The sequence below is a fragment of the Gottfriedia acidiceleris genome (assembly GCF_050457485.1).
GTDB classification, from domain to species: Bacteria; Bacillota; Bacilli; order Bacillales; family Bacillaceae_G; genus Gottfriedia; species Gottfriedia acidiceleris_D.
Genome location: NZ_JBCMJM010000030.1, coordinates 14,540 through 40,061, shown reverse-complemented (window position 1 = coordinate 40,061; position 25,522 = coordinate 14,540). Strand labels below are relative to the sequence as shown.

The 25,522-nt window shown below is 34.3% G+C and carries 25 protein-coding genes and 2 tRNA genes; all 27 read right to left on the bottom strand.

Features of this window, described 5'->3' with window-relative positions; all coding sequences use genetic code 11:
- Nucleotides 1-15: 15 nt before the first annotated feature.
- On the bottom strand, nucleotides 16-555 hold the full coding sequence (gene hpt, locus ABEY15_RS23310) for a hypoxanthine phosphoribosyltransferase (protein WP_088014785.1): 540 nt from the start codon (nucleotides 553-555) through the stop codon (nucleotides 16-18).
- 9 nt (nucleotides 556-564) lie between these two features.
- Nucleotides 565-1,953, bottom strand: a complete 1,389-nt coding sequence (gene tilS, locus ABEY15_RS23305; protein ID WP_429892363.1) for a tRNA lysidine(34) synthetase TilS — start codon at nucleotides 1,951-1,953, stop codon at nucleotides 565-567.
- 71 nt (nucleotides 1,954-2,024) lie between these two features.
- Nucleotides 2,025-3,146 carry a protein kinase domain-containing protein gene (locus ABEY15_RS23300; RefSeq protein WP_429892362.1) on the bottom strand — a complete coding sequence of 374 codons (1,122 nt, stop codon included), beginning with the start codon at nucleotides 3,144-3,146 and terminating at the stop codon, nucleotides 2,025-2,027.
- Nucleotides 3,115-3,849, bottom strand: coding sequence for a VWA domain-containing protein (locus ABEY15_RS23295; RefSeq protein ID WP_069033966.1), 735 nt, complete (start codon nucleotides 3,847-3,849; stop codon nucleotides 3,115-3,117). The genes ABEY15_RS23300 and ABEY15_RS23295 overlap by 32 nt, the downstream gene beginning before the upstream one ends.
- Nucleotides 3,850-3,928: 79 nt before the next feature.
- Complete coding sequence (gene spoIIE, locus ABEY15_RS23290; RefSeq protein WP_429892361.1) at nucleotides 3,929-6,403, bottom strand: stage II sporulation protein E; 2,475 nt, start codon at nucleotides 6,401-6,403, stop codon at nucleotides 3,929-3,931.
- A gap of 330 nt (nucleotides 6,404-6,733) precedes the next feature.
- Nucleotides 6,734-6,805 (bottom strand) — tRNA-Glu (locus tag ABEY15_RS23285).
- Between the two features lie 11 nt (nucleotides 6,806-6,816).
- Nucleotides 6,817-6,893: transfer RNA gene (locus ABEY15_RS23280), tRNA-Met, on the bottom strand.
- A 153-nt stretch (nucleotides 6,894-7,046) separates the two neighbouring features.
- Nucleotides 7,047-7,517, bottom strand: coding sequence for a S1 domain-containing RNA-binding protein (locus ABEY15_RS23275; RefSeq protein ID WP_056474447.1), 471 nt, complete (start codon nucleotides 7,515-7,517; stop codon nucleotides 7,047-7,049).
- Between the two features lie 85 nt (nucleotides 7,518-7,602).
- Complete coding sequence (locus ABEY15_RS23270; protein ID WP_098429628.1) at nucleotides 7,603-7,980, bottom strand: FtsB family cell division protein; 378 nt, start codon at nucleotides 7,978-7,980, stop codon at nucleotides 7,603-7,605.
- Nucleotides 7,981-8,592 carry a spore cortex biosynthesis protein YabQ gene (gene yabQ, locus ABEY15_RS23265; RefSeq protein WP_429892360.1) on the bottom strand — a complete coding sequence of 204 codons (612 nt, stop codon included), beginning with the start codon at nucleotides 8,590-8,592 and terminating at the stop codon, nucleotides 7,981-7,983.
- Entirely contained in the window at nucleotides 8,589-8,894 is a 306-nt protein-coding gene (gene yabP / locus ABEY15_RS23260; RefSeq protein ID WP_056474457.1) for a sporulation protein YabP, read from the bottom strand. Before yabP ends, yabQ begins: the two co-directional genes overlap by 4 nt.
- Nucleotides 8,895-8,984: 90 nt before the next feature.
- Nucleotides 8,985-9,254 carry an RNA-binding S4 domain-containing protein gene (locus tag ABEY15_RS23255; RefSeq protein WP_056474461.1) on the bottom strand — a complete coding sequence of 90 codons (270 nt, stop codon included), beginning with the start codon at nucleotides 9,252-9,254 and terminating at the stop codon, nucleotides 8,985-8,987.
- Between the two features lie 34 nt (nucleotides 9,255-9,288).
- On the bottom strand, nucleotides 9,289-10,743 hold the full coding sequence (gene mazG, locus ABEY15_RS23250) for a nucleoside triphosphate pyrophosphohydrolase (protein WP_429892359.1): 1,455 nt from the start codon (nucleotides 10,741-10,743) through the stop codon (nucleotides 9,289-9,291).
- An 18-nt stretch (nucleotides 10,744-10,761) separates the two neighbouring features.
- Entirely contained in the window at nucleotides 10,762-12,351 is a 1,590-nt protein-coding gene (locus ABEY15_RS23245) for a putative polysaccharide biosynthesis protein (RefSeq protein ID WP_429892358.1), read from the bottom strand.
- Nucleotides 12,352-12,567: 216 nt separating this feature from the next.
- The gene (gene spoVT / locus ABEY15_RS23240) at nucleotides 12,568-13,104 is read right to left on the bottom strand and encodes a stage V sporulation protein T (protein WP_114347079.1); all 537 of its coding nucleotides are present in this window, start codon (nucleotides 13,102-13,104) and stop codon (nucleotides 12,568-12,570) included.
- A 231-nt stretch (nucleotides 13,105-13,335) separates the two neighbouring features.
- Nucleotides 13,336-16,866 (bottom strand): transcription-repair coupling factor, encoded by a 3,531-nt coding sequence (gene mfd / locus ABEY15_RS23235; RefSeq protein WP_429892357.1) that lies wholly within the window; start codon nucleotides 16,864-16,866, stop codon nucleotides 13,336-13,338.
- 177 nt (nucleotides 16,867-17,043) lie between these two features.
- Entirely contained in the window at nucleotides 17,044-17,277 is a 234-nt protein-coding gene (locus ABEY15_RS23230; RefSeq protein WP_429892356.1) for an anti-sigma-F factor Fin, read from the bottom strand.
- Between the two features lie 89 nt (nucleotides 17,278-17,366).
- On the bottom strand, nucleotides 17,367-17,930 hold the full coding sequence (gene pth, locus ABEY15_RS23225; RefSeq protein ID WP_429892355.1) for an aminoacyl-tRNA hydrolase: 564 nt from the start codon (nucleotides 17,928-17,930) through the stop codon (nucleotides 17,367-17,369).
- 104 nt (nucleotides 17,931-18,034) lie between these two features.
- Nucleotides 18,035-18,991, bottom strand: a complete 957-nt coding sequence (locus tag ABEY15_RS23220) for a ribose-phosphate diphosphokinase (protein ID WP_429892354.1) — start codon at nucleotides 18,989-18,991, stop codon at nucleotides 18,035-18,037.
- A 44-nt stretch (nucleotides 18,992-19,035) separates the two neighbouring features.
- The gene (gene glmU, locus ABEY15_RS23215) at nucleotides 19,036-20,394 is read right to left on the bottom strand and encodes a bifunctional UDP-N-acetylglucosamine diphosphorylase/glucosamine-1-phosphate N-acetyltransferase GlmU (RefSeq protein ID WP_429892353.1); all 1,359 of its coding nucleotides are present in this window, start codon (nucleotides 20,392-20,394) and stop codon (nucleotides 19,036-19,038) included.
- Nucleotides 20,395-20,535: 141 nt separating this feature from the next.
- Nucleotides 20,536-20,826, bottom strand: coding sequence for a septation regulator SpoVG (spoVG, locus tag ABEY15_RS23210; protein WP_056474486.1), 291 nt, complete (start codon nucleotides 20,824-20,826; stop codon nucleotides 20,536-20,538).
- A gap of 675 nt (nucleotides 20,827-21,501) precedes the next feature.
- Nucleotides 21,502-21,873: a RidA family protein gene (locus ABEY15_RS23205; protein WP_335485412.1), complete on the bottom strand. Its 372-nt coding sequence runs from the start codon at nucleotides 21,871-21,873 to the stop codon at nucleotides 21,502-21,504.
- A gap of 51 nt (nucleotides 21,874-21,924) precedes the next feature.
- The gene (purR, locus tag ABEY15_RS23200) at nucleotides 21,925-22,767 is read right to left on the bottom strand and encodes a pur operon repressor (RefSeq protein ID WP_429892352.1); all 843 of its coding nucleotides are present in this window, start codon (nucleotides 22,765-22,767) and stop codon (nucleotides 21,925-21,927) included.
- Nucleotides 22,768-22,820: 53 nt separating this feature from the next.
- Complete coding sequence (ispE, locus tag ABEY15_RS23195) at nucleotides 22,821-23,690, bottom strand: 4-(cytidine 5'-diphospho)-2-C-methyl-D-erythritol kinase (protein WP_097979270.1); 870 nt, start codon at nucleotides 23,688-23,690, stop codon at nucleotides 22,821-22,823.
- A gap of 183 nt (nucleotides 23,691-23,873) precedes the next feature.
- On the bottom strand, nucleotides 23,874-24,032 hold the full coding sequence (locus tag ABEY15_RS23190; protein WP_069033981.1) for a small, acid-soluble spore protein, alpha/beta type: 159 nt from the start codon (nucleotides 24,030-24,032) through the stop codon (nucleotides 23,874-23,876).
- 119 nt (nucleotides 24,033-24,151) lie between these two features.
- Complete coding sequence (veg, locus tag ABEY15_RS23185) at nucleotides 24,152-24,421, bottom strand: biofilm formation stimulator Veg (protein WP_069033953.1); 270 nt, start codon at nucleotides 24,419-24,421, stop codon at nucleotides 24,152-24,154.
- A 204-nt stretch (nucleotides 24,422-24,625) separates the two neighbouring features.
- Nucleotides 24,626-25,504 (bottom strand): sporulation peptidase YabG, encoded by an 879-nt coding sequence (gene yabG / locus ABEY15_RS23180; RefSeq protein ID WP_429892351.1) that lies wholly within the window; start codon nucleotides 25,502-25,504, stop codon nucleotides 24,626-24,628.
- Nucleotides 25,505-25,522 lie beyond the last annotated feature (18 nt).

Genomic DNA, 25,522 nt, shown 5'->3' with positions numbered 1-25,522 from the left:
CGAATAAAACTTGACTTATTTCGTGTAAACTTCAGGCTTTAAAACGCCAACATACGGCAGATTTCGATAACGTTCAATATAATCTAAACCATATCCTACCACGAAAGCATCTGGTACTTCGAAACCAACTAAATCAGCCTCAATATTTGCTTTACGTCCACTTGGTTTATCTAATAAAGTAACGATTTTAACTGTATTAGCTTTGCGATGTTTAAATAGTTCAACTAAATAATTTAAAGTTAGACCACTATCAATAATATCTTCTAGAATGATTACATCTCTTCCTTCAACAGAAGTATTTAAATCTTTTACAATTTTTACTTCACCAGAAGAAACTGTACTATGTCCATAACTAGAAACATCCATAAAATCAATTTCGATATATGTATCAATATGCTTGATAAGGTCAGACATGAACGGAAGAGCTCCTTTTAAAACACCCACTACTAGTGGAAAGCGGTCTTTGTACTCTTCAGTTAGTACTGCACCTAATTCTACTACTTTTTGTTGAATTGCCTCTTCACTTACTAATACTTGTTGAATGTCTTGTTTCATTTTTTCCTCCTAGAAACTCTTAGAAACCACCTGTATTGCAATGAGTGACTCATCTGTCGAAAAATTTCTTTCAAATGCAGATTTCTTTACGAAAGGTACCCATAATATATTATTTTGACTATCCGTAATTATTGGCCATTCATCACGTAATGATTGTTTCATTTTTTCATCAATAAATATATCTTTTAACTTTTTTGACCCATTCATACCCTTTAATGACATTCGATCACCATTCTTTCGATTCCGAACAATGAGTGGAAAAGAAACATCCTTGACAGAACAAAAAAACATGTCATTTTTTTGTTCAAAACATTGATTGTTTAATTCAACTTTAATTAAAAAACCATTTGGTAGTTCGTATTCGCCAGGCTCATTAATAGAAATAGTATAATCCTTCACATTCATTTGTTCGAATGTAAAGATGCATTCATTATATGAGCGTGTAACAAAAAGTCCTCCTGGTAAATTCTGCTCCCACGTAGATTTTTCATTTCGTAATAAAGTCAGAATTGAATTAAGATGCCCTTGTGTCAAGCCTTTAGGGATATATAGGTAGACATAATCTAATATTAGTTGAATACATCTTCTTTGTAAAGATATAGGCACATTTAAAAACTGTTTAACGTCAATAGTGACTGCTTGCTTTTCTTTATTTTTAATAACTGTATTCATTGCGTCTTCAGTTAATTCCATTAAATATAGATCATCTTCCAATTGCTGTCTACTAAACTGCTGGAATTTTTTATGTGCAGTTGGATTTTCTCCAAAAATAAAAGGTAGAATATGATGTCTAAATCGATTTCTTGTGTAAACATCTTTATCATTACTTGGATCTTTTCGAGGGACAATACTTTGTTCGTAACAATATGTAATTAATGCTTGTTTTCTTAAATCTAAAAATGGACGAATAATTTCACCTGTACTAAAAGACCTCTTTTCCCTAATGCCAGCGTAACCGACCTGCGAGCTACCTCTTACTAAACGCATCAAAATCGTTTCAACTTGGTCTTCCCCATGATGACCTAACGCTAAATAACTCGCTTCATATTTCTTCATCATTTCGTCAAAAAAACGATATCGACATTCCCTTGCCGCCAATTGACTACTTAAACCCGTTTCCTCGATATACTGATCTACATTTATGCTCTTACCTTCAAATTGTACGTTTTTTTGGAGGCACCAGTTCTTAACATATTCTAAATCATCTAAAGATTCTTGTCCTCTAAACATATGATCTACATGTGCGATAATAATTGAGAACTCATATTCTTCTCTAATAGATAAAAAAGAATGAGCTAAAGCCATTGAGTCTGGACCTCCAGAAACACCAATCACAATTACACTTTTTTTGTTAATATTGTTTTGTTTTATAAATTCTTTTAATTGATTAATTACCATTTACTTATACTCCTAATGAAAGTAAAATTCATATCTATATGTTACCATCCACACACTTGGAGTACTATAATTTACAGCTGATAATAAAAATATAATGCATAGGCCAAGCCCATTAACAAGAGAATGGTCGATGTTTCGAACCAGTGCATTCTTTTTTTCTTTTGCTTCACTTGGACGTTGTTCCCTGCTCTTGTCTGTGTTGATTGGTTAGGTTTTTGATTCTGACTAGTTGAATTTCTAGATTGATTTGTAGGCTGGCTATGTTTTTTTGATTGTGTTGATTGATTAGCAGTCTGATTTTGCCTTTTCGATTGCCTTGTTTGATTTATCGTTTGCGCTGTAGTAGCTTGATCCTTTTTACTCTTCTTCTTTTTTGTAGCATTTATCTTTTGTTCATACATTAATAGAGCTTGTTTCATAGCACTTGCATTAACATACTCCCCTTTTAATCCCTTCATTAGAAATTCTTTATATGGATTAAGGGTTTGTGTTTGCGTTATTACTTGTTCAATTTGATTTATTCCCAACCCGTTTTTTAAAAACTGCTTTTTACAATGTAAGTGGATAAAAATCATCGTAACAGCAAATAAGTCATAGGAAATTTCTGCTTTTCTAGAACCTAAACCCCAGTAACCACGATCAAAGAACTCCGTAAACTCTTTAACTGCACGTCCAATTTGAGTAACTCCTCCAAAATCGATCCACTGGATTTTATTTGGTTCTTTCGTAACTAGTAGATTATCTGTTTTTAAATCTCCAAAAATAAAACCTTTATGGTGCAATTTATCTAACAATGATAAAACTTGTATGATAAAAATACTACTCCATTCCATTCCATTTCTTTCAATAAATTTCGGTAAGCTAACACCATTTACATATTCCATAACATAGTAATAGCAGCATTCATTTGTTCCTGGATTTATATAGTCATCTACATCGATAAAAGAAGGCCCAAGGATTGAATCCTGGACCTGTGTGATTTTTTTTAAAACATTTACTTCGTTCGTGATATTAGTAGAATCTTTACTCAGCTTAATAGCAACATCTCCAGTTTTTCCAGAAGCTAGATAAACTGTTCCATTTGCCCCATTTCCAAGTAAACTCTTAATTTCGTATTTGTTTTTATTCCACTTTCCAGTAATGAGAGTCCCAGGCGCAAGATTAATCTGCCCATTCAATTGATTGTTCATCATCACCATTATTACCTCTATTGTAGTTTTGTTCGTTAAAATAGTTTAAAGCCTCACGTAGAGCAGGACCGGTTGGCGTCATACCGCCCATCGTTAACTTAGGAAAAATTGTGTTTAGTTTTTCTAACTTAGGTGTCCAATCTAGTAATTTATCTACATCGTCATGTTTCCCGGGAAATATAAATAACGAGTAGGCATTTTCTCCTGTTCTTGAGTTTAAACTAATTTGTAAATCAAATAATGATTCCTTAACAGTTTCTAGTTTGTCTTTCATACTAGCACTCGTATCTACTAAAATAATAACTTCTAAACCTACAGTTTCTCCGATATCCTCCACAACCTCATATACCTCTTCTCGCTTTGAAGGAGGAAGTGATTCAATCGAATTACTATCACCTAAAATTTGCTTTAATTCTTTATTAACAAATCCTTGAATTGTTTGTGTCATCGCTTTTCTAGTAACCATTTGGACAGTTTGAGAAAGTTGCTTTGTGTAAACGACTTGACTTATCCCTCCACCTGCTCTAGCAATTTCCTCGATTTCCTTTAAACCGTCACCACTTTGTACATTTTCATCTAAAATTCCAATTACATTTACTGTAATACCGTATTCTTGTGCCAGGCTTGAAACAGCTAACGGATCTTCACCATGGTTTGAATAACCATCAGTTATTAATAGAATTTGTTTTAACTTTCCCTTATACATACAAAATCCCCTCCGCGTAAAAGTTGTTACCATTTTGTCCAATTACGGGAGGGGATAAACCTTTATTTATTTTATTTTACTAAGCCATCGCACTATATGAAGAGATAGATGACCACTCTGGCAAGTTTCGTTTAACAACAGCAACCACAACCGTCATATCATCATTAATATCACCTGTATTCGAACGAATTACTTCCTCGAGTAACAATTCTGCTACTGATTGTGGATCATCCGTTTCAAATTCACTTATTTTACGTTTCATCCACATTTCGTAATTTTCAACATGTTTAGGACCTTCAAAAATACCATCACTCATCATAATTAATAAGTCTCCAGCTTTTAACTGCTCACTTACGACTTCTACATCAAATTCATCAATGATACCAATTGGTAAATTACTACCTTCAATTTTAATAACTTGCTTGCCTCGTTTAACAAAGCTTGGCGATGAACCAATTTTTAAGAATTTTGCTGAAGCATCGTGTAAATCAACCATCGCTAAATCTAGCGTAGCAAAGACCTCTTCAGTAGTACGTAAAGATAGAATCGAATTAATCGATTTAATAGCGACGGTTTCTTCAATACCTGAATTTAATATTTTTTGAAGTAGTTTTAGTGTCTCATTACTTTCAATATGAGCTCGCTCACCATTTCCCATTCCATCACTAATCGCAATAGCGTGTTTTCCTGCTCCAACATCCATTATTTTAAATGCATCACCCGAAATAAAGCCTCCACCTTTAGCTGCAGTTGCAACCCCGGTTTCAATAACAAATGCCTTATCTGATCCAAATGTAACTAAGTAATTACCTCCATTTGGTATTGTCGCTGCCTCTTCTTTTAATACGACAATCGTCTCTTTTAAAATATCTGATAGAATTGGCGCAATTAATTTTTGACATTCACCATACTCGTTTTCAAATGGAATTAATATATCTATATCAATATTACCTTGCTCTAAGTTATAAATTTCTACTTGGCTAACGTCAATGCCAAAGTTTAATAAAGCTTGTAGGATTTGGTCTTCCTGTAATTGATGATTTTCTTTTTCTCGTTGGATCTCTTTAGCAAAGTCGACCATTACTTTTGAAACTCCTCGCAATTGCTCTGCCACTAATCTTCTACTTTCTTGAACTTGTTTTTTAAGCCTTTGATTTGCACGGAAGTAGAAAACCTCTTGCTTCATTAAATCTGCCATTTTTGAAGAACGTTGGCAATATTTCTCCCACTCTCTCATAAATTGGCCATTCTTAATAAGTTGATCCTTTTCAACTAAATGCATCATATTTTCCATGTATTGATATGTTCGATCACCATTGTTTGACCAGCAATGGTCCTTTTTCATACAACTATTACAGCACTTATTTGAAATACTACAAATAAACAGCTCTTCATCAGTTAGTTCGTCCTCAATATGTGCAAACTGGCTAGGCTGTGAAAAACTTGCAGATAATGCTTCAAACACGTTTGAAAATTGAGTAATTCGATTGGCAGTCAAATCTCTTATTTTACGCAAGTATTGTTGTTGATCTGTAGAATGTTCTTCTGTTCCTGGTACTAGTTTAGCTAATTGTTTTAGTAGGAAAGATGGTGTTATTAAGAATAAGACAATCGCAATTACTGATTCAATGATTGAAAAAATAATATCTGATTGTTTCTCAGCATAAAAGCTAATGAGGCATGTCCCAATTAATAGGCCAGCTGCCGCACCTAATCTTTTCCCCTCTTTAAGAAGGCCACCAAGTAATCCAGAGAATGCTAATAAGCTCATTTGATATAGACTCGAAACACTCGCTAAACTTAGTATAAGGCCCGTTACAACCCCTACTGTACACCCGACCGTTCCTCCGGCTACGAAGGCAAATAGTAAGACAATATATCTAGTAACAATATGCTGAATAGATAAATCTTGAATATACCAATCAGTTGTCCCCGTCACAACTGAGGCTAAAAGAATAACTAAACATACGATTTCTTCAACACCTAAAAGTTGTTTTCTTTTAGGAATCGCGAGTAGAGGTACACTTTGGAAAAAAATCATCGTTAAAATAAAACTTAATCCCGCTTCAACTGATGCCATCAAAACATCATACATCAGAACTTCTTGTTGAAAAGCATAAGTAATTAATAGATGACTAATAAATACTGATAAAAAAACTTGAAAAGGTACTAAACCTATATAATGTCGTTTAACTCTAGCGAAGAAAATATTAAGGATAAAAAATAGGATAATTGTGGCAAATGCATAACTAACCGTTTCAACCGACACAGTTAATGAACCGATCATAAGAGCAACAAAAGCTATTCCTGTACGCTCACGTTTCATCATATAAACTGAGGCAAAAAACGGTAATACAAACGGGAGAATATGTGATAGTATCAACGCTCGTCCTAATAAAAATCCCGTTAAAAAGATTAGTAACCCCCAATCAAAGAATGCTCTCTCTAATTTGGATTTAATTGATTTAGAAGATTGCCGAAATACTGATTGAAATCCATTAGTAGGGACCAAGCTTGCTGAAGAATTAGAAGACCCTCTTTGCAGTTTCGTCATATTTCCACCTCATCCGAATTGGTTTATTGAACATATTTTAACTTGTCTAATTGAAGGAATATGTCAAAATGACAAAGGCAAATAAAAGTTTTCTTCGACGGAAAAAGCTTTTACGTACAACTGTTTTACAAAATATGAGAAAAGCTTGCAGCATAATTTCTCTAATAGGGTAAAAGAAACGCAATTATTAAATTTTATGTCAATCGAAATTCAGAATAAAGAGAGAAAGTATGGAATGAAGAATGGGATTAAGAGACGGGGATGCATGTTCCTGAAAAAGAAAAAAACGCCTAGCCTCTCTTATAGAGACCAAACGTTTTTGTTGTTGTATGACCCGTACGGGATTCGAACCCGTGTTACCGCCGTGAAAGGGCGGTGTCTTAACCACTTGACCAACGGGCCGTTAAAGGGAATGGTAGCGGCGGAGGGAGTCGAACCCACGACCTCACGGGTATGAACCGTACGCTCTAGCCAGCTGAGCTACACCGCCATTATCTTTAAACGACAAGTTTTATATTATCATGGTACTAATTAACCGTCAACAGTTTTTTAAAAGTTATTTTATTATTTTTTCCATACAAAAACGCACCCATTAAAGAGTGCGTGTTCTATATACCTATTTATGTCCTGACAAGGTAGAAAATTAGCCTCGACGAGCTCCACGGCCACCACGTTTAGATTCTGTGTTACGTTTTAATGAAGCTAGACGGTCTTCACTGTCTTTTAAAAATTTACTCATTTTTTGATCAAATGTTTCTTTAACCGGACGTTGATCCGAACGGTTTTGATTTTTGCCACGGTTTCCACCACCGCCGCCTCCATATGAAGGTCTGCTTTGACGAGGTCTTTGCTCACGCTCTCCCTCTTTTACTGGTGGACGTTCTTTCGCTTTTTTGATTGAAAGACCGATTTTACCGTCTTTTTCAACATTGATTACTTTTACTTCTACTTCATCGCCAACTTTTAAATGTTCGTTAATATCTTTAACATAGTTGTCAGCTACTTCACTAATGTGAACAAGTCCAGTTACTCCTTCTGGTAACTCAACAAAAGCACCAAAATTTGTAATCCCTGTAACTTTCCCACTAACTTTGCTGCCTACCTCAATTGACATAAAAAAAATGCTCCTCCTTAAAAATGTTTAACTGGATTTACTATATTATATAAAATTATAAAAACAAGTGTCAATGAAACGATAATTACTTGATATTAGGAAAAATGATTTCTCCCTTTTTAGAAAAAAATAAGTTTTTTCTAGCTAACTCAATAATATATTGATCATCGTTCAATTGGTCGATCATACGCTTCGAATCCTCTACCGTACTCTTAGTTTTCTTTAAATCAACCTTTGCTAGTTTTAATTGCTTTACTTTAGATGAATACACATGTTGTTGTGTTACATAATGAGATTGTAATAAAAAGAATAGGGGGACAGTTAAAAAGCAGAATAATGAAATTCGCACTAAAAACTTTTTAAAACTCCTTCTCCTTGGCTTAACACCATGTTCCTCAACTAAAGTAATATTTTGTTTATCTTGAACTTGTCTAGTTAAATCCAATTTTCTCGCATGTTCCACCTATTTCTTCCTCCTATCTAAAAGGTCCTTTACTTTTTTAATAGTAGTAAGGAAGATATTCTTGAATTTTCCGAAAACTCCTTTAAATTGTATTAAATAGTTTTTGACTCGTTTTGGCACAAAAAACCAACATACTCTGCCGAAAAACAAAAGAATTGATAGTACAACGTTGTAAACTAAACGGATTAGTCGAATAAGGAGTCCATAAATAAACAAGAGAATGATGATTATTACCTGAATAATCCACTTTATTGGTTTTACAATAAATATTACGATCAACTTTACTATAATGCGATAAATGCTAATAACTAGTTGAATAACAAGTTCTAATATTTTTTTATAAATAGTTCGAAAAAGACTTTGATATGCCGCATAACCACATAGTAAAGCTAATAGTAGATAAAACCTGAGTGCACCTTCATTAACTAAGTATAATACATAAAAAACTAGTAGAGCTTGAAAAACCCAAAATAATATATCAGTTGCAAATACAATGAATCGATTACGAGTACCTCGATATAAAAAACGATGGTATGTATCTAGTGCCATACCAAGATAAGCACCCATACCGACCATCGCTATCATTGAGTAGAACTGAACGTTTAAGCTCATTTAAATAGCTTGCTAAAGATTCCTTTAGCTTTCCCCGAATTGTATTCATCAATATAACAAAGTTCATTAATCTTTCCCTTGATTGCTACATGCCCCTTTTCTACATCAAGGTTTTTCATTTGTAAATTATGACCTTTAATATGCAAAAAGCCTAAAGCTGTTTCTAATAGGAACTCTTCACTATCAAAGCTCTCAACCTGTTTTACTCCTGTAATCTCAAGATATCTTCTACTTTTTAACGATAAATCCTGCTCGATTATTTGGCTTGTATTTTTCGCATTTAACTCATACGGATTATTCATACTAGTCCCTCCATTTACATAAACTGTACCTCTTGTAAATCGATTCCTAATACAGTGTTATTTGTACAAGTATATGAAGGGACAACTTTTTTAGAACAAGCTATCTGACAGTTTTTCCTCGCTAATGATTGTATACATTGCATCTGCTTCTTCTTTTCGAACGGTCTCTTTAAGTAAATTAATTTTTGCTGTAACAATTTTTTGTCCGAATCGAATTTTTAATTCGTCATTTACTTTGACTTCTGTAGATGCTTTCGCAACTGTTCCATTGATCGTTATTCTACCTTGATCAGCTACTTCTTTCGCAAGAGTACGACGCTTAATAATTCTCGATACTTTTAAAAATTTATCAAGTCTCATAATTTATCCTCCTCAATTCTCATTCAATTAGACATTATTCGTATTTTTTAGCTTCATTCCATATCTCATCCATTTCTTCAAGAGATACATCAGAAAATGTCTTATTTATTTCACGAAGTCTTGATTCAATATATTGAAAACGTTTTGTAAATTTCATATTTGTTTTTAAAATCGCCTCTTCAGGATTTACATCAATAAAACGTGCTAAATTAACAATACTAAATAACAGATCACCAAGTTCCGCTTCAACTTTAGACTGATCATTCAATTTGACGGCATCAAGAACTTCAGCTAACTCTTCGTTAACCTTATCTACCACTGGCGGTAGTTCCTTCCAATCAAAACCTACTTTAGCGGCCTTACTTTGAAGTTTCTCTGCTTTTAATATTCCTGAAAGATCCTTTGGTATGCCTGAAAGAACGGACTCAACTACATGTCCTTTTTCAGCTTGTTTTAATTCTTGCCAATTTTTTAATACGTCTTCCTCATCATTTACATGAACTGTTGAAAATACATGCGGGTGACGATAGATTAGTTTACTTACTAATCCTTGAATTACATCTTGGATTGAGAAGTAACCTTCATCTTCTCCAATTTGTGCGTGTAACATGACTTGTAGTAATACATCTCCAAGTTCTTCAATAATATGATCGTCATCTTCTTCATCGATTGCTTCAAGTAGCTCATAAGCCTCTTCTAGCAAGTATTTCTTTAATGATTCATGGGTTTGCTTTTGATCCCACGGACATCCATTAGGGCCTCTTAAAGTAGCAATGACAGAACGAAGTGTTTCAAATTGATGATACAGATCCTCTTCATTTTTAACTGGAGGTACATAAACACTTGTCAAATTATTAATTGATGTATCGCGATCTAACTCATACAATGGTACTCTTCTTATTTGCTCATTTGAACTACCTGCTGCCGTAACGATTACGACTTCATAATCATCAGGAAGCTGCTCCATTAGCTTTAATTTCGCATGTGAGGCAGTCATTTGATCGTAAACCTGGCAGATGATTAAATGCTGTCTAAACGTAATCGACTCCGCCTCTAAATCCGTTGCATCAACAAACTGGAAGCCTTCAATTGGATCAATCTTCAAACTAGTAAACATCGCATCTAAAAAGCTTTGTCCACCTTTGATGTCTAGCTGGATTTTTCCTTTATCTGCAAGCTCTATTAATAGCTGAACAGTTTTTTCCGCTACAAGAGGATGGCCTGGTACAGCATATGTAATTGCACCTGCTTCAGAAGCTTTTACCAGTAGTTGAACAATTTCTTCATATACCTCTTCAAAACGATCATGTTTTTCATAGATTTCATCGAATGATTGGAACGTTAATCCTTCTGTTTCTAATTCACTTATAACAGGGTGGTCTTTTGTACGTAAATAAAGATTGTCAGTTTTTTGTAACTCTTTATAGATACCAAATGGAAGCTGATTAAGGTCACCTGCTCCTAAACCTAAAACTGTAATCTTGTTCATTTTGATCCTCCTGTTCTTTTAAGAAAGCCATTTCTGTAATTTTTCACTTTTAACGATTGAGCTTAGCTCTTCTACTGTAAATAGCTTGATTTTTATTAATACAATCGCGAATACAATTGCACCGACAACCGCTGAAGATAGTGCCTCAACTAACATTCTTAAACGAAGTGGGTTAATAAACATTGAATATTTTTCAAAAACATATTCATAACCATATACACAACCATACATAATGGCTACAGATACTAGTAATTTAACAATAAACTTAAAGTCAAAAAATGCTACTTTTGACAATTTATATATATAAGCTAAGTTCAAAATCGTAACAATAATTAAAGCAGATACCGTTGAATAAGCTGCTCCTTTAGATCCGATTTGCTCCATTAAAATAACATTTCCAATAAATTTAACACATCCTCCAGCAATGACATTTAAAGCTGGAATTAAACTTTTTCCTAATCCTTGTGCGATTGAAGATGTCGTTATCGATACCCCGGCAAAGAAGATCGATATACATAAAACAGTTAGGACATCCGTTCCTAAATCATTTCGATAAAGCATAATATTGGTCGGATGGATAATTGAAATTAAACCAATTGTTGCTGCTGCTCCTACTACAATACTTACTCTAATGGCACCTGAGATTCGACTATTAATAGAATGATGTTCTTTACGAACTAATTCACTAGATAAGTACGGTATTAGGGCAAGGGAAAACGATGAAGCAATGACAGAGCCTAATTGAATTAAAGGAAATCCACGATCATAAATACCCTTTACCAGCTTAGCACCTTCAACATGATATCCATACTGTACTAATAACGGATAAAAAGAGAGTGAATCGATAAACTGAATGAATACAAGTACTAAACTACTTAAGCTCAGTAGGATACCTTGATACAAAATTGTTTTTAATTCTAAGCGATATGTTCTAAGTAAACCAAATGATGGTATGCTCAAACCAGATCCACGAAAAGACACCCAATAAAAGAAGTACAGTATCGCTGCTATACTACCCAGTATTGAACCTGAAACAGCCCCTGCTCCTACAATATAAAGATTGTCGGTCGTTTGCATTAAATAAAGTGACAGCACTAGAATCGTAATAACTCGAATTAATTGCTCAATTACCTGACTGACTGAAGTAGGTCCCATATCTCCTAAACCTTGATAATATCCTCGAAATGCTGAAGTGATTGGGACAAATAAGAAGCCAACACTAACAACACGAATTAACATCGCTAGATGATCATCACGCATAAACTTCGCTATACTATTACTTCCTATGTATAAAGTAAAGAAACACAATATACCAATGACTAACAACATCATAAATGTTGCATACACCAAATCTTTGGCCCCTTTGTCATCTTTTTTAGCCAACTTTTCAGCCACATAAGATGATAAGACTAAAGGAAAGCCATATGTAGAAAATGCTAAAGCAATTGCGTAGACAGGATATACCTGTTGGTAAATATAGTAACCTAAATCGCCGGCAATATTTTGATAAGGAATTTTATAAAACGCACTTAGTACTTTCGATAATAATGATGCTATTGTTATGAACAAAGCCCCTTGTAGGGCTGCTTTTTGCTTAGCTTTTTGCAAAAGGATAACAACTCCTTTGTTAGACGGTTCACCCTTTAATGTATTACATTAATAGGGCTTATGTAAAGAGTTGCCAATAGAAAAAACCTCTCTTTTCCCATTTTAGCAAGTAATGGTTTTCTTTAAATGTGAATCCGGTAGTTTATATCAAAGGGAAAAAACAAAGACCAGTTAAGGTAATATTCCTTTACTGGCCCATGTTTACTTCATATATGATTATTGCTCCATTTGTCTAGCTAAGAAGTTAGTAGCAGTATCGATTGCTTTCTTTTCAACTTCAGAAATTGTTTTATCTTTTGAAAAGATAACGACGGCTCCAATCGGATCGCCACTTGCGATGACTGCTCCTACTGCATAGGATTGATATTTTTCAATTACACTTTCGATAAATGAAGCTTCCCCAGGCTCGCTAACTACTTTTGAGTTACGCTCTGCCATAGTTTTTTCGATAATATCACCAATGTTTTTGTTTAAGTATTCTTTTTTGGAAGCCCCTGCAACTGCTACAACTGAATCTCGGTCACTTATAATGACAGTATGTCCAAGTGTGTCGTAGAGTGCATCAGCGTATTCCTTCGCAAAATCACTTAATTCACTAATTGGTGAATATTTCTTTAAAATGACTTCTCCATCTCTGTCCACAAATATTTCTAATGGATCACCTTCACGAATCCGTAAAGTTCTCCTAATTTCTTTTGGTATTACTACTCGACCTAAATCGTCAATTCGACGAACTATACCTGTTGCTTTCATACTTGTAAAGCGCCTCCTCACTTACTTGCATGTCTACGTTGATGAAAGATATCCGAGTGACAATGAGGTAAGGTCACCCTTAATTAATGATAGTATCCTACACAACGAAAGTTCTATACAAAATAAGTGAGATTTTTTAACACCTTTACTAAAAATATAGTATTGTAAGCACTTTTTGGTAACTTTTAATTACTTGATCGCCTAATTAAAGCAACCATTCTTATTACTTCCCTAAGCATTTACACTCTCTTTTTTCACGTTCTTTAATCCATTTATTAAACCTTCTAGCGTAGTAAGCCAGTTAGCTGGATTTTTTCCTTTTACGTCTAGCGTTACTTTTAATTTCGATCCATCCATGCCTAAACCAATGCCTCTACCGAATGAATTACATAGTTGGAATAACTTCCCACCATCAATGTTAGCACTTGCCTTCTCAGAGAAATAAACACTTACTTCTGATTTAACTTGTTTAATCAGTTCAATCTTCTCTGCAATAGCTAAAAGTTTAATATGAGCAACCTGGCATAGGTAACCTACTTCTAACGGGAAATCACCAAAACGATCCATTAATTCATCTTGTAAATCATTTAACTCTTCAAACGTTTCAACACGTCTAAATTGCTTGTACATCTCAATTTTTTGCTTACTATCTTGAATATACGTATCAGGTAAATAAGCATCTACTTCAATGTCAATTTCAATTGAAATTATATCTTCTTTCTTAACCCCTCTACGCTGTTCGATTGCATCTTTTAACATTTGAGAATATAAGTCGAAACCAACCGAATCAATAAATCCATGTTGTTGTGCTCCAAGTAAATTTCCAGCGCCTCGGATAGACAAGTCACGCATAGCGATTTTGAAACCTGAACCTAGTTCTGTAAATTCTTTAATTGCTTGCAGGCGCTTCTCGGCAACCTCAGTCAATACTTTATCCTGCTTATATGTGAAGTAAGCATATGCCACTCTATTCGAACGTCCTACACGCCCTCTTAATTGATAAAGCGTTGATAGACCCATTCGATCTGCATCATATACAATCAATGTATTAACATTTGGAATATCCACACCTGTTTCGATAATCGTCGTACTTACTAATACGTCATATTGGCCATCTAAAAAGGCATACATAACTGATTCTAGTTCCCCTTCATTCATTCGACCATGTGCTACAGCTACTTTTGCATCCGGTACAAGCATCGAAATCTGTTCAGCCATACGTTCAATATCTTCTACTCGATTATATAAGAAATATATTTGTCCATCTCGAGCAAGCTCTCTTTCAATCGCTTCTCTCACTAATGCAGCATTATATTCAACTACATATGTTTGAACTGGAAAACGATTTTCTGGTGGTGTTTCAATAACTGATAAATCTCTTACTCCTAGCATCGACATATGCAATGTACGAGGAATTGGAGTTGCAGTTAATGTTAAAACATCTATATTTGCTTTTAGTTGTTTTATTTTTTCTTTATGAGATACACCAAATCTTTGCTCTTCATCAATAACTAAAAGTCCTAAATCTTTATATAGAATATCCTTCGATAATAGGCGATGTGTTCCAACTACTATATCGACAGAGCCCTCTTTTAAGCCTTTCATCGTTTCAAGCTGCTGTTTGCGAGAGCGGAAACGATTTAACAAACCGATATTAATTGGATGATCTTGAAACCTTTCTCTTAATGTTTCGAAATGCTGCTGTGCCAAAATTGTAGTTGGAACTAAAATAGCAACTTGCTTACCTTCAACAATTGCTTTAAAAGCCGCTCGAATAGCTACTTCAGTTTTTCCGTATCCTACGTCACCACAAAGCAGTCGATCCATTGGACGTTCTCTTTCCATATCCTTTTTAATTTCATGAATTGATCTAAGTTGATCGTCAGTTTCCTGATAAGGAAATGAAGATTCGAATTCTTGTTGTTCGAGTCCATCAGGTGAAAAAGCATAGCCTTTTGATGCTTCGCGTTCTGCATAAAGCTTAATTAAATCATCAGCTATATCCTGAACGGAGCCTTCAACCTTCTTCTTAACCTTTTTCCAATCAGTACCACCAAGTTTATAAATCTTTGGTTCCTTACCTTCAGATCCAACATACTTTTGTACTTGATCAATTTGTTCTATCGGTACGAATAATTTGTCGTCGCCATGATATCGAATATGTAAATAATCTTTATGAATACCATTAATCTCTAATGTTTCAATTCCCAAAAACTTACCAATACCATGATTTACATGAACAACATAATCTCCAACTTTTAATTCTGAGTAATTTTTTATTCGTTCTGCATTTGATAATTTTGTATTGATTCTTTTTTTCTTCTTAGCTTTTTTCGTGAATAACTCACGCTCTGTTATTAGAACAAATTTTTCTAAAGGAAGTTCGAATCCAGAACGAAGATCCCCTTTCATGATGTATACTTCACCATTTTTTATTTGCTCTAAAGAAGAGACAATTTTACCTTCAATTTTGTAATCTTCTAATATATTTTCAATTTTATTTGTTCTTTCGTCACTTTCGCCGAGCATAACGATAGTATAGTTATTTTTCTTCCAACGATCTAATTCATTTTTCAACAGATTCATCTGTCCATGAAACTCTTGCATCGATTTACATTGAATCGAAACTACTTGTTCAGGATGCGTATGAGGTACTCTTCTAGGGAAAAGACTCGTATGAATTTGTTGGCGCATTCTCGAATGTAGTAATTCAAAAAAATCATGTGAAAAACTTACTCCATGTAACGCATTTCCTTCAGCTAGTAAAGACGTATACCACTCTGCTTCATCTTTTTTAAGCTGCTCTACGATTTCATGAACCCTCGAAATCTCATCAATAACAACAACAGTTTCCTTAGGAACGTAATCTAGTAAACTAAATTGGTTTTCATAGATTAGACCAAAGTATTTGTATATTTGATCAATCAATTGGCCTTGCTTTAGTTGCTCAAGGTCATAAGTTACCTTTTCAACCAATAACTCTTTTACTTGTTGATCACTTATTTTTGATAGAGTTGTTTTAAAAGCTTGTTCAATTCGTTGAACTCCTAATTGCAAATCAGTCTTGGAAATAATTCTTTCCGTCGCTGGACCAATATGGACACTCTCATATTTTGTGATAGATCTTTGAGAATCAGGAGAAAACGAACGGATTGAGTCGATTTCTGTATCGAAAAGTTCGATTCGAATAGGATCTTCATACGTTAGAGGATAAATATCAAGAATTCCTCCGCGTACGCTAAACTCTCCTTTACTTTCGACCATCCCAACACGTTCATAGCCCATTTGGACAAACTTTGAAATCAAATTCGAAAAGTCGATTTCTTCACCAATTTCAAAATTGATCTGATAGTTAGACCATAATTCTGGAGATGGCAAAAAGCCAATTAATCCTGACACAGGTGTAACTACTACCGACGGTTTTTTTGACATCAAACTGTTTAAAGCGATTAGTCTTTGTGATCTAAGCTCTGGACTTGATACTGCAATCTCTGAAGCAATCAATTCATTTGCAGGATATAAAAATACTTTATCTTCCCCAACTACTGATTTTAGGTCTTCCGAAACTTTTTGAGCTTGGAGAAGATTATTTGTCACGATTAACTGTGTTTGTCCAGTTTCTTTAAAAACAGCTCCAGCAAGCAATGTCTTCGCAGACCCCGTTAAGTTTGTTACCAATTGTTCTCTTAGACCATTTTTTAAGCCATTTATTACTTTCTTAATATCTTTATACTGGTTAAATTGTTCAATTAAACCAATCACGAAGTCAATCTCCCCTAACAGTCAATCTAAGTAACAATAATCTTAGTTGAAGTTTATATTTATAATTTTTTTGTAATTTGCTCCATTTTAAGTGTCTTTTGTATCGATACACACACTTCATCTTAACAGAGTCTAGAAAAAAACAGAAAAACGCCTCAGTTATAAACCAAAGGCAATTTAATTTATGAAATTCTTATATTCATGGTAATGTGGAAACTCAGTTAGAGTCATTTCGCAATCCTCGCACACAATATAAATTACTTGATTAGGAGATTGAATAAAATTTACAAAATCGCTTAATTCTTCATCGAAAGAATGACAATACGAAGATGAAACTTGTAACAACTGTTGTTTTTCAATACTACCCATTTGTTTACTACAATACCGACACTGACAATCTAATAATTCCATTACTTCCTCCATACTACATAAAATTCATATATACAGTATGGATTGTACTAACTATACTTATTCAATGTGAAAGCTTAAATTCCTGTTTTTTATTTTTTATTATATTGATTCATTACATCCACGAAAGAATGCTTTAAAAAATATTCACATGCATCTGCGGCTCTTTTTACCCCATCAACTACTTCAGCAATTTCTTCTTCAAAAAAGTTTGATAATACATGATTTACGATACTCATTCCATTTGACGGACGATCTACACCAATTCGAACACGTTGGAATTCTTGTGTTCCTAAATGCTGAATTAACGACTTTATACCATTATGCCCCCCAGCACTTCCTTTTGTACGCAGACGTAGCTTTCCGGTTGGAATATCCATTTCATCATATAGAACAACAAGATCTTCTATATCAATATTAAAATAATCCATAAATGGTCTTACACATTCACCTGACAAGTTCATATATGTTAAAGGTTTTAGCAAGAAAACTTTTTCTCCGTTCACAATTCCTGAAGTATAAATACCATTAAATTTTTGTTGGGTTAATGAAAAGCCCCATCGGTGAGCTAATTCATCGATCGCAATGAACCCAATATTATGTCGCGTTCTTTCATATTCTCTACCTGGGTTGCCGAGTCCTACAAACAACTTCATTTTATTATCCTCCATTCTAATTCACTTGGTTATATTACGAAAAGACGTAACCACTTCTGGTTACGTCCTCTTATAAGTTTCAAAGCAAAGATGTAATTTTTATATTAATCAAATAAAGTACTTACTGATTGCTCTTCATATACACGAATAATCGCTTCGCCTAACAGGCCTGCAACTGATAATTCAACGAGTTTATCAGTATTTTTTTTATCTTCAGTAAGACAAATTGAATTTGTTACAACTAATTCTTTAATACAAGAGTTTTCGATACGATCAATTGCCGGTCCAGACAATACAGGGTGTGTACAACATGCATATACTTCTTTTGCACCATGCTCTACTAATGCATTAGCAGCAAGTGTAATTGTACCCGCTGTATCAATAATATCATCAATTAAGATAGCCGTTTTACCATCAATATTACCAATGATGTTCATAACTTCAGCAACATTTGGTTTTGGACGACGTTTATCAATGATAGCAATCGGAGCTTTTAGACGATCTGCCATTTTACGAGCTCTTGTTACTCCACCGTGGTCAGGAGAAACAATTACGATATCTTCAAGCTGTTTTTTTCTAAAGTAATCTGAAAGGATAGGTACACCTAATAAGTGATCAATCGGAATATCAAAGAATCCTTGAATTTGTGGAGCATGTAAATCAAGTGTAATCACTCGAGTTGACCCTGCAGTTTCAAGTAGATTTGCAACTAACTTTGATGTAATCGGCTCACGTGAACGAGCTTTTCTATCTTGACGAGCGTAACCGTAGTAAGGAATTACAATGTTAATTGTTTTTGCTGATGCACGTTTTAAAGCATCGATCATAATTAATAATTCCATAATACTTTCATTTACAGGGAAACTTGTTGATTGAATGATAAATACATCACAACCACGGATACTTTCCTCAATGTTAATTTGCACTTCTCCATCGCTAAAACGAGAAACCGAACATTTACCAAGCTCTACACCAATGTGTTTTGCAATTTCTTCAGCTAATTTAGGATTCGAGTTTAGAGTAAATACTTTTAAATGCTTGTCTGGATAATGATTAGGCATGTTTCGTGTACCCTCCGCTTTTTTTCTTTTCATTTTATCTATAATTAATTTTTATAGTAACCTTCTTTGTTCACTTGTCTTGCTCTTGCAATTGCTAGTGAATCTTCTGGAACTTCATCAGTAATCGTTGAACCAGCTGCAATGTATGAACCTTTTTTCACAGTTACAGGTGCAATTAAATTTGAATTACAACCAACAAAGACATTGTCCTCAATCGTTGTTTTAAACTTATTTTTACCGTCATAGTTCACAGTGATTGAGCCACAACCAAGATTAACACCTTGACCAATCTCCGCGTCACCAATATAGCTTAAATGAGATGCTTTACTTCCGTTGCCAAAAGTAACTTTCTTAGTTTCAACGAAATTACCAATTCGAACTTCATCACCTAATGTTGACGCCGGACGAATGTGAGCAAATGGTCCAACTGTAGTTGAATGACCGATTTTACTTTCATGTACAACTGATTGTTTAATAACTGTATCATTACCAATTTCACTATCGATAATTTCAGTATTTGGGCCAATTGTACTACCCGTTCCAATTATACTATTTCCATAGATCATTGTACCAGGGTAAATAATTGTATCCGAACCAATTTTTGCATCTGCAGAGATATACGTGCTAGCTGAATCGATAATTGTTACACCGTTCAACATATGCTTTTTGTTTATAGTTTTGCGCATGATAGATTCTGCAATAGATAATGCATATCGATCATTTACACCTAATGTTTCATCGAAGTTTGCTGTTTTATATGCAGCTACTATTTCGCCTTTTGCTTTTAGTATCTCAATAACATCTGGTAAGTAGTACTCACCTTGAGCGTTATTATTGTTTACTTCATTTAATGCTTCAAATAATGCTTTATTATCAAAGCAATATGTACCTGTATTGATTTCTTGAACTGTTAGCTCTTCTGGACTTGCATCCTTATGCTCAACAATTTTTAATACAGATCCATTTTCGCCCCTAATTATTCTACCATAACCAGTTGAATCCTCAAGATGGGCTGTTAATATTGTAGCTTTTGCTTGTAATCTTTCATGCTCATCGAATAATGCTTGAATTGTCTCTGGTGAAATTAACGGTGTATCACCACAGATTACTAAAGTAGTTCCTTCTTTATCCTTTAACATTGGCGCCGCTTGAATAACAGCATGTGCAGTACCTAATTGCTCAGCTTGTAGAGCATATTCGCTATGATCACCTATTTGTGTTTTAACTAATTCCGCTCCGTGACCTACAACAGTTACAATATTTTGTACACCAACTGACATTACGTGGTCTACAACATGTTGAACCATAGGTTTCCCACAAACAGGGTGAAGTACTTTATATAATTTTGATTTCATTCTAGTACCTTTTCCTGCAGCTAGAACAATCGCATATTTATTTGACATAGTCATCCTCCATCAATCTAAATACCTATACCTGGTAGCTCAAAATGCTAATTTTAATATTTTTCCACAAAATACATCCATTTTATTATACCATAAAAAAAGAACCCATTATACATTAATGGGTTCTTTTTGGTCATATTTTTAAGAAGCACCTGCTTCTTCAAAGTCTTCTTCCAACTCACCTACACGGTGATATTCAGCTAATACAGAATCCTGTATTTTGCTACGAGTTGAAGAGTTAATCGGATGAGCGATATCACGGAACTCTCCATCCGGAGTACGTTTACTTGGCATTGCTACAAATAAACCGTTATTACCATCGATTACGCGAATATCATGAACAACAAATTCATGATCTAATGTAATTGATGCGATAGCTCTCATACGACCCTCCGTGTTTACGCGGCGTAGTCTTACGTCTGTCACTTCCATCTTGTTCACCACCTTTATCAACTTAAACCATAATTAGTAAGTTTCAACAATTATCAATAATTTCCTTCTTTTTGGAAAATTTTTTATTTAAATTATTTAATTTTTACAAATGTTTACTAAATTAATGTCCTTACCTTATTTATCGGATTATTTTAATTGAATTTTAATGAAAATAAAAAAAACTTGAAATAATTTCAGGTTTTTTACGCTGTTAAAATACAATTTTGTCAATTAATTACCAAAATTTTGTAACGGGAGTTTAGTGATGTTGATTTCCACTACGGGGTGCTCGCTTTCCATGGGGCGAGACCCGAGCCTCCTCTGCAAGCCTGCGGGGCCTCGGGCTTCCCGCTTATCCCATAGGAGTCGAGCACCCCTTCGTTCCAATCAACTTATTCATCAAAAAAAGTGTGCAATAAAAATCTAATCAAATAGCCCTTTACTTAGCGTAAACTAACAGTTGTTTATTTAATCAGTTTATAAAACCGCTCAAACATATAGCATTTTAAAATTTCAAATCATAAAAAATGAAGAAGTTGGATTAATAAATACTCAACATAATATCAACGAAAGTCATAACTACTTAATTTTCACTTATTTTTCTATTTTTGAATATTGACTTAGCAATACTTCCACACAATAAAAAAAACCTGAAAATAATTTCAGGTTTTGGTCTTATACAACTGCGATACATTCGATCTCTACTAATACGTCTTTAGGTAGTCTTGCAACTTCCACACAACTTCTTGCAGGCTTGTGTCCATTGAAAAACTCTTCATAAATAGCATTAAAATCAACAAAGGTTGTTAAATCTTTTAAAAATACAGTTGTTTTAATAACTTTTGATAAATCTGTTCCAGCTTCTTCTAGAACAGCCTTAAGGTTCGCAAACACTTGCTTTGTTTGTTCCTCAATTCCACCTTCTACAATATTCCCTTCTACAGTTAATGGAATTTGTCCAGATGTGTATAACAATCCATTAGCGATTATTGCTTGAGAATATGGTCCAATTGCTTTTGGTGCATGATCAGTATGAATTAATTGCATTATGTATCTTCCCCTTCTTCATTATATACAATTAGCTTATCCATTTAATGACTATAAGCTTTCAGTTTTAATAAATGATTCTTCTTGGAAATTGCCTCTTTCAACTCGAATAAGCTGTTCTCTTTCATTTACCTCAGATAACTTTACAAGTGATATATAATCTTCAACTAATCTTTCTTCAATATTTACTGCCTCAACTAATACACCAATTCCTGCAACATTTGCCTGAAATTCCTTAAGCAAATTTTTCATACCAGTAACCGTTCCACCAGCTTTCATGAAATCATCGATAATTAAAACATTTGAACCTGCCTCGATGCTTCTTTTTGCCAATGACATTGTTTGTATACGTTTTGAAGAACCAGATACGTAATTAATACTTACTGTTGATCCTTCCGTAACCTTGTTATCTTGACGAACAATTACAACTGGTACATTTAAAAAGTTTGCAACAGCATATGCTAAAGGAATTCCTTTTGTTGCGATTGTCATAACGATATCTATTTTTTGATTACTGAATATAGATGCAAACATCCGGCCTACACTATTAACATAGTTAGGATTGCTTAATATATCAGTCATGTATAAGTATCCACCAGGCAACACTCGGTCTGGTTTTTGAAGTAGATCACATAATTCTTCAATTACTGTATTTACTTCTTGATTACTAATACTAGGAATATACTTTACACCACCTGCTGCTCCTGGCACAGTCAATAGTGTCCCAATTCCTTGTTGTTCAAACGTCTGCTTTATAATACCTAAATCTTCACTTACTGATGATTTAGCAGACGTATATAAATCAGCAAAAAATGTTAATGATACTAATTGTTGTGGATGATGCAACAAATAGTGTGTCATACCTACAAGACGAGAGCTTCTTCTAATTTTCATGCAGCACCTCAAATCACGAATATTTTATAAAAATTTTATAATAATATTCGTTTTTAATCAAGTTTTTCCCTTTCACCTAACATCCGAACGGCGTATACTTGATCGCAGAAACCTTTTAATCCGTTATAAACACGATTCATCCTAGAATCATGGCGAACTAATCCGAATACTGTAGGACCACTTCCGCTCATTAAAACAGCATCTGCACCAAAACGTTTCATTTGATCCTTAATCATTGCAACCTCAGGGTGTAATTGCAGTGTAACTGTTTCTAATACATTTCCTAATGACAGACAAATATCGTCATAATTTTTATTTGAAATGGCATTAACCATACGATCTACATCAGGATGTTGAATATTATCTAATTTTAGCTTTTGATAAACAGTTGCCGTTGAAACGCCCTGTGTTGGTTTTGCTAAAATAACCCAACAAGGTGGTGGTGTATCGATATGTTCAATTTTTTCGCCACGACCTGTAGCAATAGCTGTTCCGCCGTAAACACAAAATGATACGTCCGACCCGATTTTAGAGCCAATTACCGCTAATTCATCTAACGAACAGTTTAAATTCCAAAGCTTATTTAGACCTCTTAGTACTGCCGCAGCATCTGAACTACCTCCGGCTAAACCAGCAGCAACAGGAATATTTTTTGTAATAAAAATATGCGCTCCTAATTTAACTCCGAACATTTCTTTAAGTAGCATCGCAGCTTGATATGCTAAATTGCGTTGATCATCTGGCACGTATCGATTGTGTGATGTAACGACAATCTTATCTTCTTGAATAAGCTCTAATTCAATTCGATCGGCTAAATCGATCGTTGTCATGATCATTTTTACATCATGATAACCGTCGCCTCTTTTCCCTACTACATCTAATGAAAGATTTATTTTCGCAGGAGCCTTCACCATTAATTTCACTATTCTCACCTTCTTATGAACACTTACTTTTTTGCTATTGTATCATAATTAACTCATAAGAAAAATGTACCCCAATGAAAGTGAGCTAGATCAGTAAACTTTCTTTGGAAAGATTCACAAAAACCGAAGCATTTAGCTTCGGTTTGATGTGTAGACAAATTCACTTGTCGAAGTGAAGATTGTTTATTGTTGCTTATTAGATAATTGTAACTCAGCTAATTCGATTGCCCTTTTAACCATGTTGCCGGCATCCTTCGCTCGAATGCCTCCCCAGCCTTCTTTTTGAACGACGTCATAGAAACCAAGATCTTTTGCAAGTTCCTCTTTAAAGCTCTGTGACATTATACCTCTTTTTCTTCTACCCAAAAAAAGCAACCCCCTTTTTCCACTTCGACATTGTTAGTATGTGTAATTCTGTTTAATTTCATGAATAATAAAAAGAAAAGGGACAGTAGAAAATTCTACTGCCCATTCGCCATCAGTCCACTTGTATGGTCATCACAGAAAAACAATTCAACTGTTTCTGTTAAAATATCTGCATAACTAAAAGATAAGCGTTCAAATGCGTTCTCTTCTTGATCTAATTGTACTACGAATATGGATGGATATGTTTCTGCTAATACACCGGAACGTTCCACAGTCTTTCTACGTCCGCTGTTTGCTTTCAATGTAAGTCGTTGTCCAACATGACTATCTAAAGTATCCTTTATTTCAGATAATTTTTTTGCCATTTCATACCACCTCACTATGACAAGTATACCATCTTATGTAAACTAAGTCAAAAAAGATAAAATTATACCAACGATACAGGTTACCTGTCAATATTTTTTTGCAACACTCGATTATTATTTGTGAAAATCTGAAAATTTATGTATGAAAATAAAAAAAAGATTTTCTACATACGAGTTTTCTCGTTAATGTAGAAAATCTTTTCCTTACTCCTCTTCCATCGATTGGAAAGGTAGCCCTGTTCTTAAAATTCCTTTTGTTTCTACTCCACCAAGTCCCTTTTCACCTGTAATTGTATTACGAACCACATCATAAACATTTACTCGATCCATAAATGATGTGAAGCTTATCTTCCCAACTACATACACAGGATCTAATGCATGTATGTTTACCCTAGTTGGTGAGCTTGCAAAGTTTGCTCCTGCACGTATAATCGCTTCAAAGTGAGATTGACATGCCCCAGCAAAAATTACAAGGTGGTCTAAAGATGGTACCTTCTTTCGCGCTTCTTTTACAGCATCGACAAAATATCTTGAATGTCTGTAAGCTTCTATATCAGTAACGACCCCTTTTGACTTTGTGTATGCATCATGACCAGTTATAACTAGTATATCGGGACGATAATGATCTAAGTAATAACCAATTTTTGTTGGTAATTCTGTTTCCTTACAATAGATTCCCTCAACAGGCACACCCATCTTATTATACATTTCAAGACATTTTTTTAAATATATTGGATCTCCATCGATGTGAAGAACCCGACCTGGTATTTGAAAAAGATTTACATCTGTTCTATATCCATTTGTTGCTTGAAATCTTCTTTTTTCTTTTTGCTCCAAGGCTTCTCTTTTAAATAGTTTATAGTTTTCCTCAATTTGAACAGATGATCTTTTACCTTTTTCTCTATACTCTGATTCAATGATTACTCGCAGGTCAGATAAAGGCGCATCAGCAATTAAACGAAAATCGTCACCATATAAAATAGCAATGACTTCATCCCCGATTTGTTTTACCTCCACTACTCGAAAAACTAGGTCATATTTATAAGATGCTCTTTCTACTATATCCCCTACATTAATATTCACATGCCTTCCCCTCCAAAA

Excerpts from the sequence above, each read along its gene's own strand:
- ABEY15_RS23190 (WP_069033981.1), bottom strand. The coding sequence starts at position 24,032 with ATGTCACAGAGCTTTAAAGAGGAACTTGCAAAAGATCTTGGTTTCTAT.
- yabP (WP_056474457.1), bottom strand. The coding sequence starts at position 8,894 with ATGAATAATCCGTATGAGTTAAATGCGAAAAATACAAGCCAAATAATC.
- purR (WP_429892352.1), bottom strand. The coding sequence starts at position 22,767 with ATGAAAATTAGAAGAAGCTCTCGTCTTGTAGGTATGACACACTATTTG.
- yabQ (WP_429892360.1), bottom strand. The coding sequence starts at position 8,592 with ATGAGCTTAAACGTTCAGTTCTACTCAATGATAGCGATGGTCGGTATG.
- spoVT (WP_114347079.1), bottom strand. The coding sequence starts at position 13,104 with ATGAAAGCAACAGGTATAGTTCGTCGAATTGACGATTTAGGTCGAGTA.
- ABEY15_RS23230 (WP_429892356.1), bottom strand. The coding sequence starts at position 17,277 with ATGGAATTATTAGATTGTCAGTGTCGGTATTGTAGTAAACAAATGGGT.
- ABEY15_RS23295 (WP_069033966.1), bottom strand. The coding sequence starts at position 3,849 with ATGTATAAGGGAAAGTTAAAACAAATTCTATTAATAACTGATGGTTAT.
- ABEY15_RS23220 (WP_429892354.1), bottom strand. The coding sequence starts at position 18,991 with ATGCCTAATCATTATCCAGACAAGCATTTAAAAGTATTTACTCTAAAC.
- hpt (WP_088014785.1), bottom strand. The coding sequence starts at position 555 with ATGAAACAAGACATTCAACAAGTATTAGTAAGTGAAGAGGCAATTCAA.
- glmU (WP_429892353.1), bottom strand. The coding sequence starts at position 20,394 with ATGTCAAATAAATATGCGATTGTTCTAGCTGCAGGAAAAGGTACTAGA.
- pth (WP_429892355.1), bottom strand. The coding sequence starts at position 17,930 with ATGAAGTTGTTTGTAGGACTCGGCAACCCAGGTAGAGAATATGAAAGA.
- ABEY15_RS23205 (WP_335485412.1), bottom strand. The coding sequence starts at position 21,873 with ATGCAATTAATTCATACTGATCATGCACCAAAAGCAATTGGACCATAT.
- mazG (WP_429892359.1), bottom strand. The coding sequence starts at position 10,743 with ATGAACAAGATTACAGTTTTAGGTTTAGGAGCAGGTGACCTTAATCAG.
- spoIIE (WP_429892361.1), bottom strand. The coding sequence starts at position 6,403 with ATGACGAAACTGCAAAGAGGGTCTTCTAATTCTTCAGCAAGCTTGGTC.
- spoVG (WP_056474486.1), bottom strand. The coding sequence starts at position 20,826 with ATGGAAGTGACAGACGTAAGACTACGCCGCGTAAACACGGAGGGTCGT.
- ABEY15_RS23255 (WP_056474461.1), bottom strand. The coding sequence starts at position 9,254 with ATGAGACTTGATAAATTTTTAAAAGTATCGAGAATTATTAAGCGTCGT.
- ABEY15_RS23275 (WP_056474447.1), bottom strand. The coding sequence starts at position 7,517 with ATGTCAATTGAGGTAGGCAGCAAAGTTAGTGGGAAAGTTACAGGGATT.
- veg (WP_069033953.1), bottom strand. The coding sequence starts at position 24,421 with ATGGCAAAAAAATTATCTGAAATAAAGGATACTTTAGATAGTCATGTT.
- ABEY15_RS23300 (WP_429892362.1), bottom strand. The coding sequence starts at position 3,146 with ATGATGAACAATCAATTGAATGGGCAGATTAATCTTGCGCCTGGGACT.
- tilS (WP_429892363.1), bottom strand. The coding sequence starts at position 1,953 with ATGGTAATTAATCAATTAAAAGAATTTATAAAACAAAACAATATTAAC.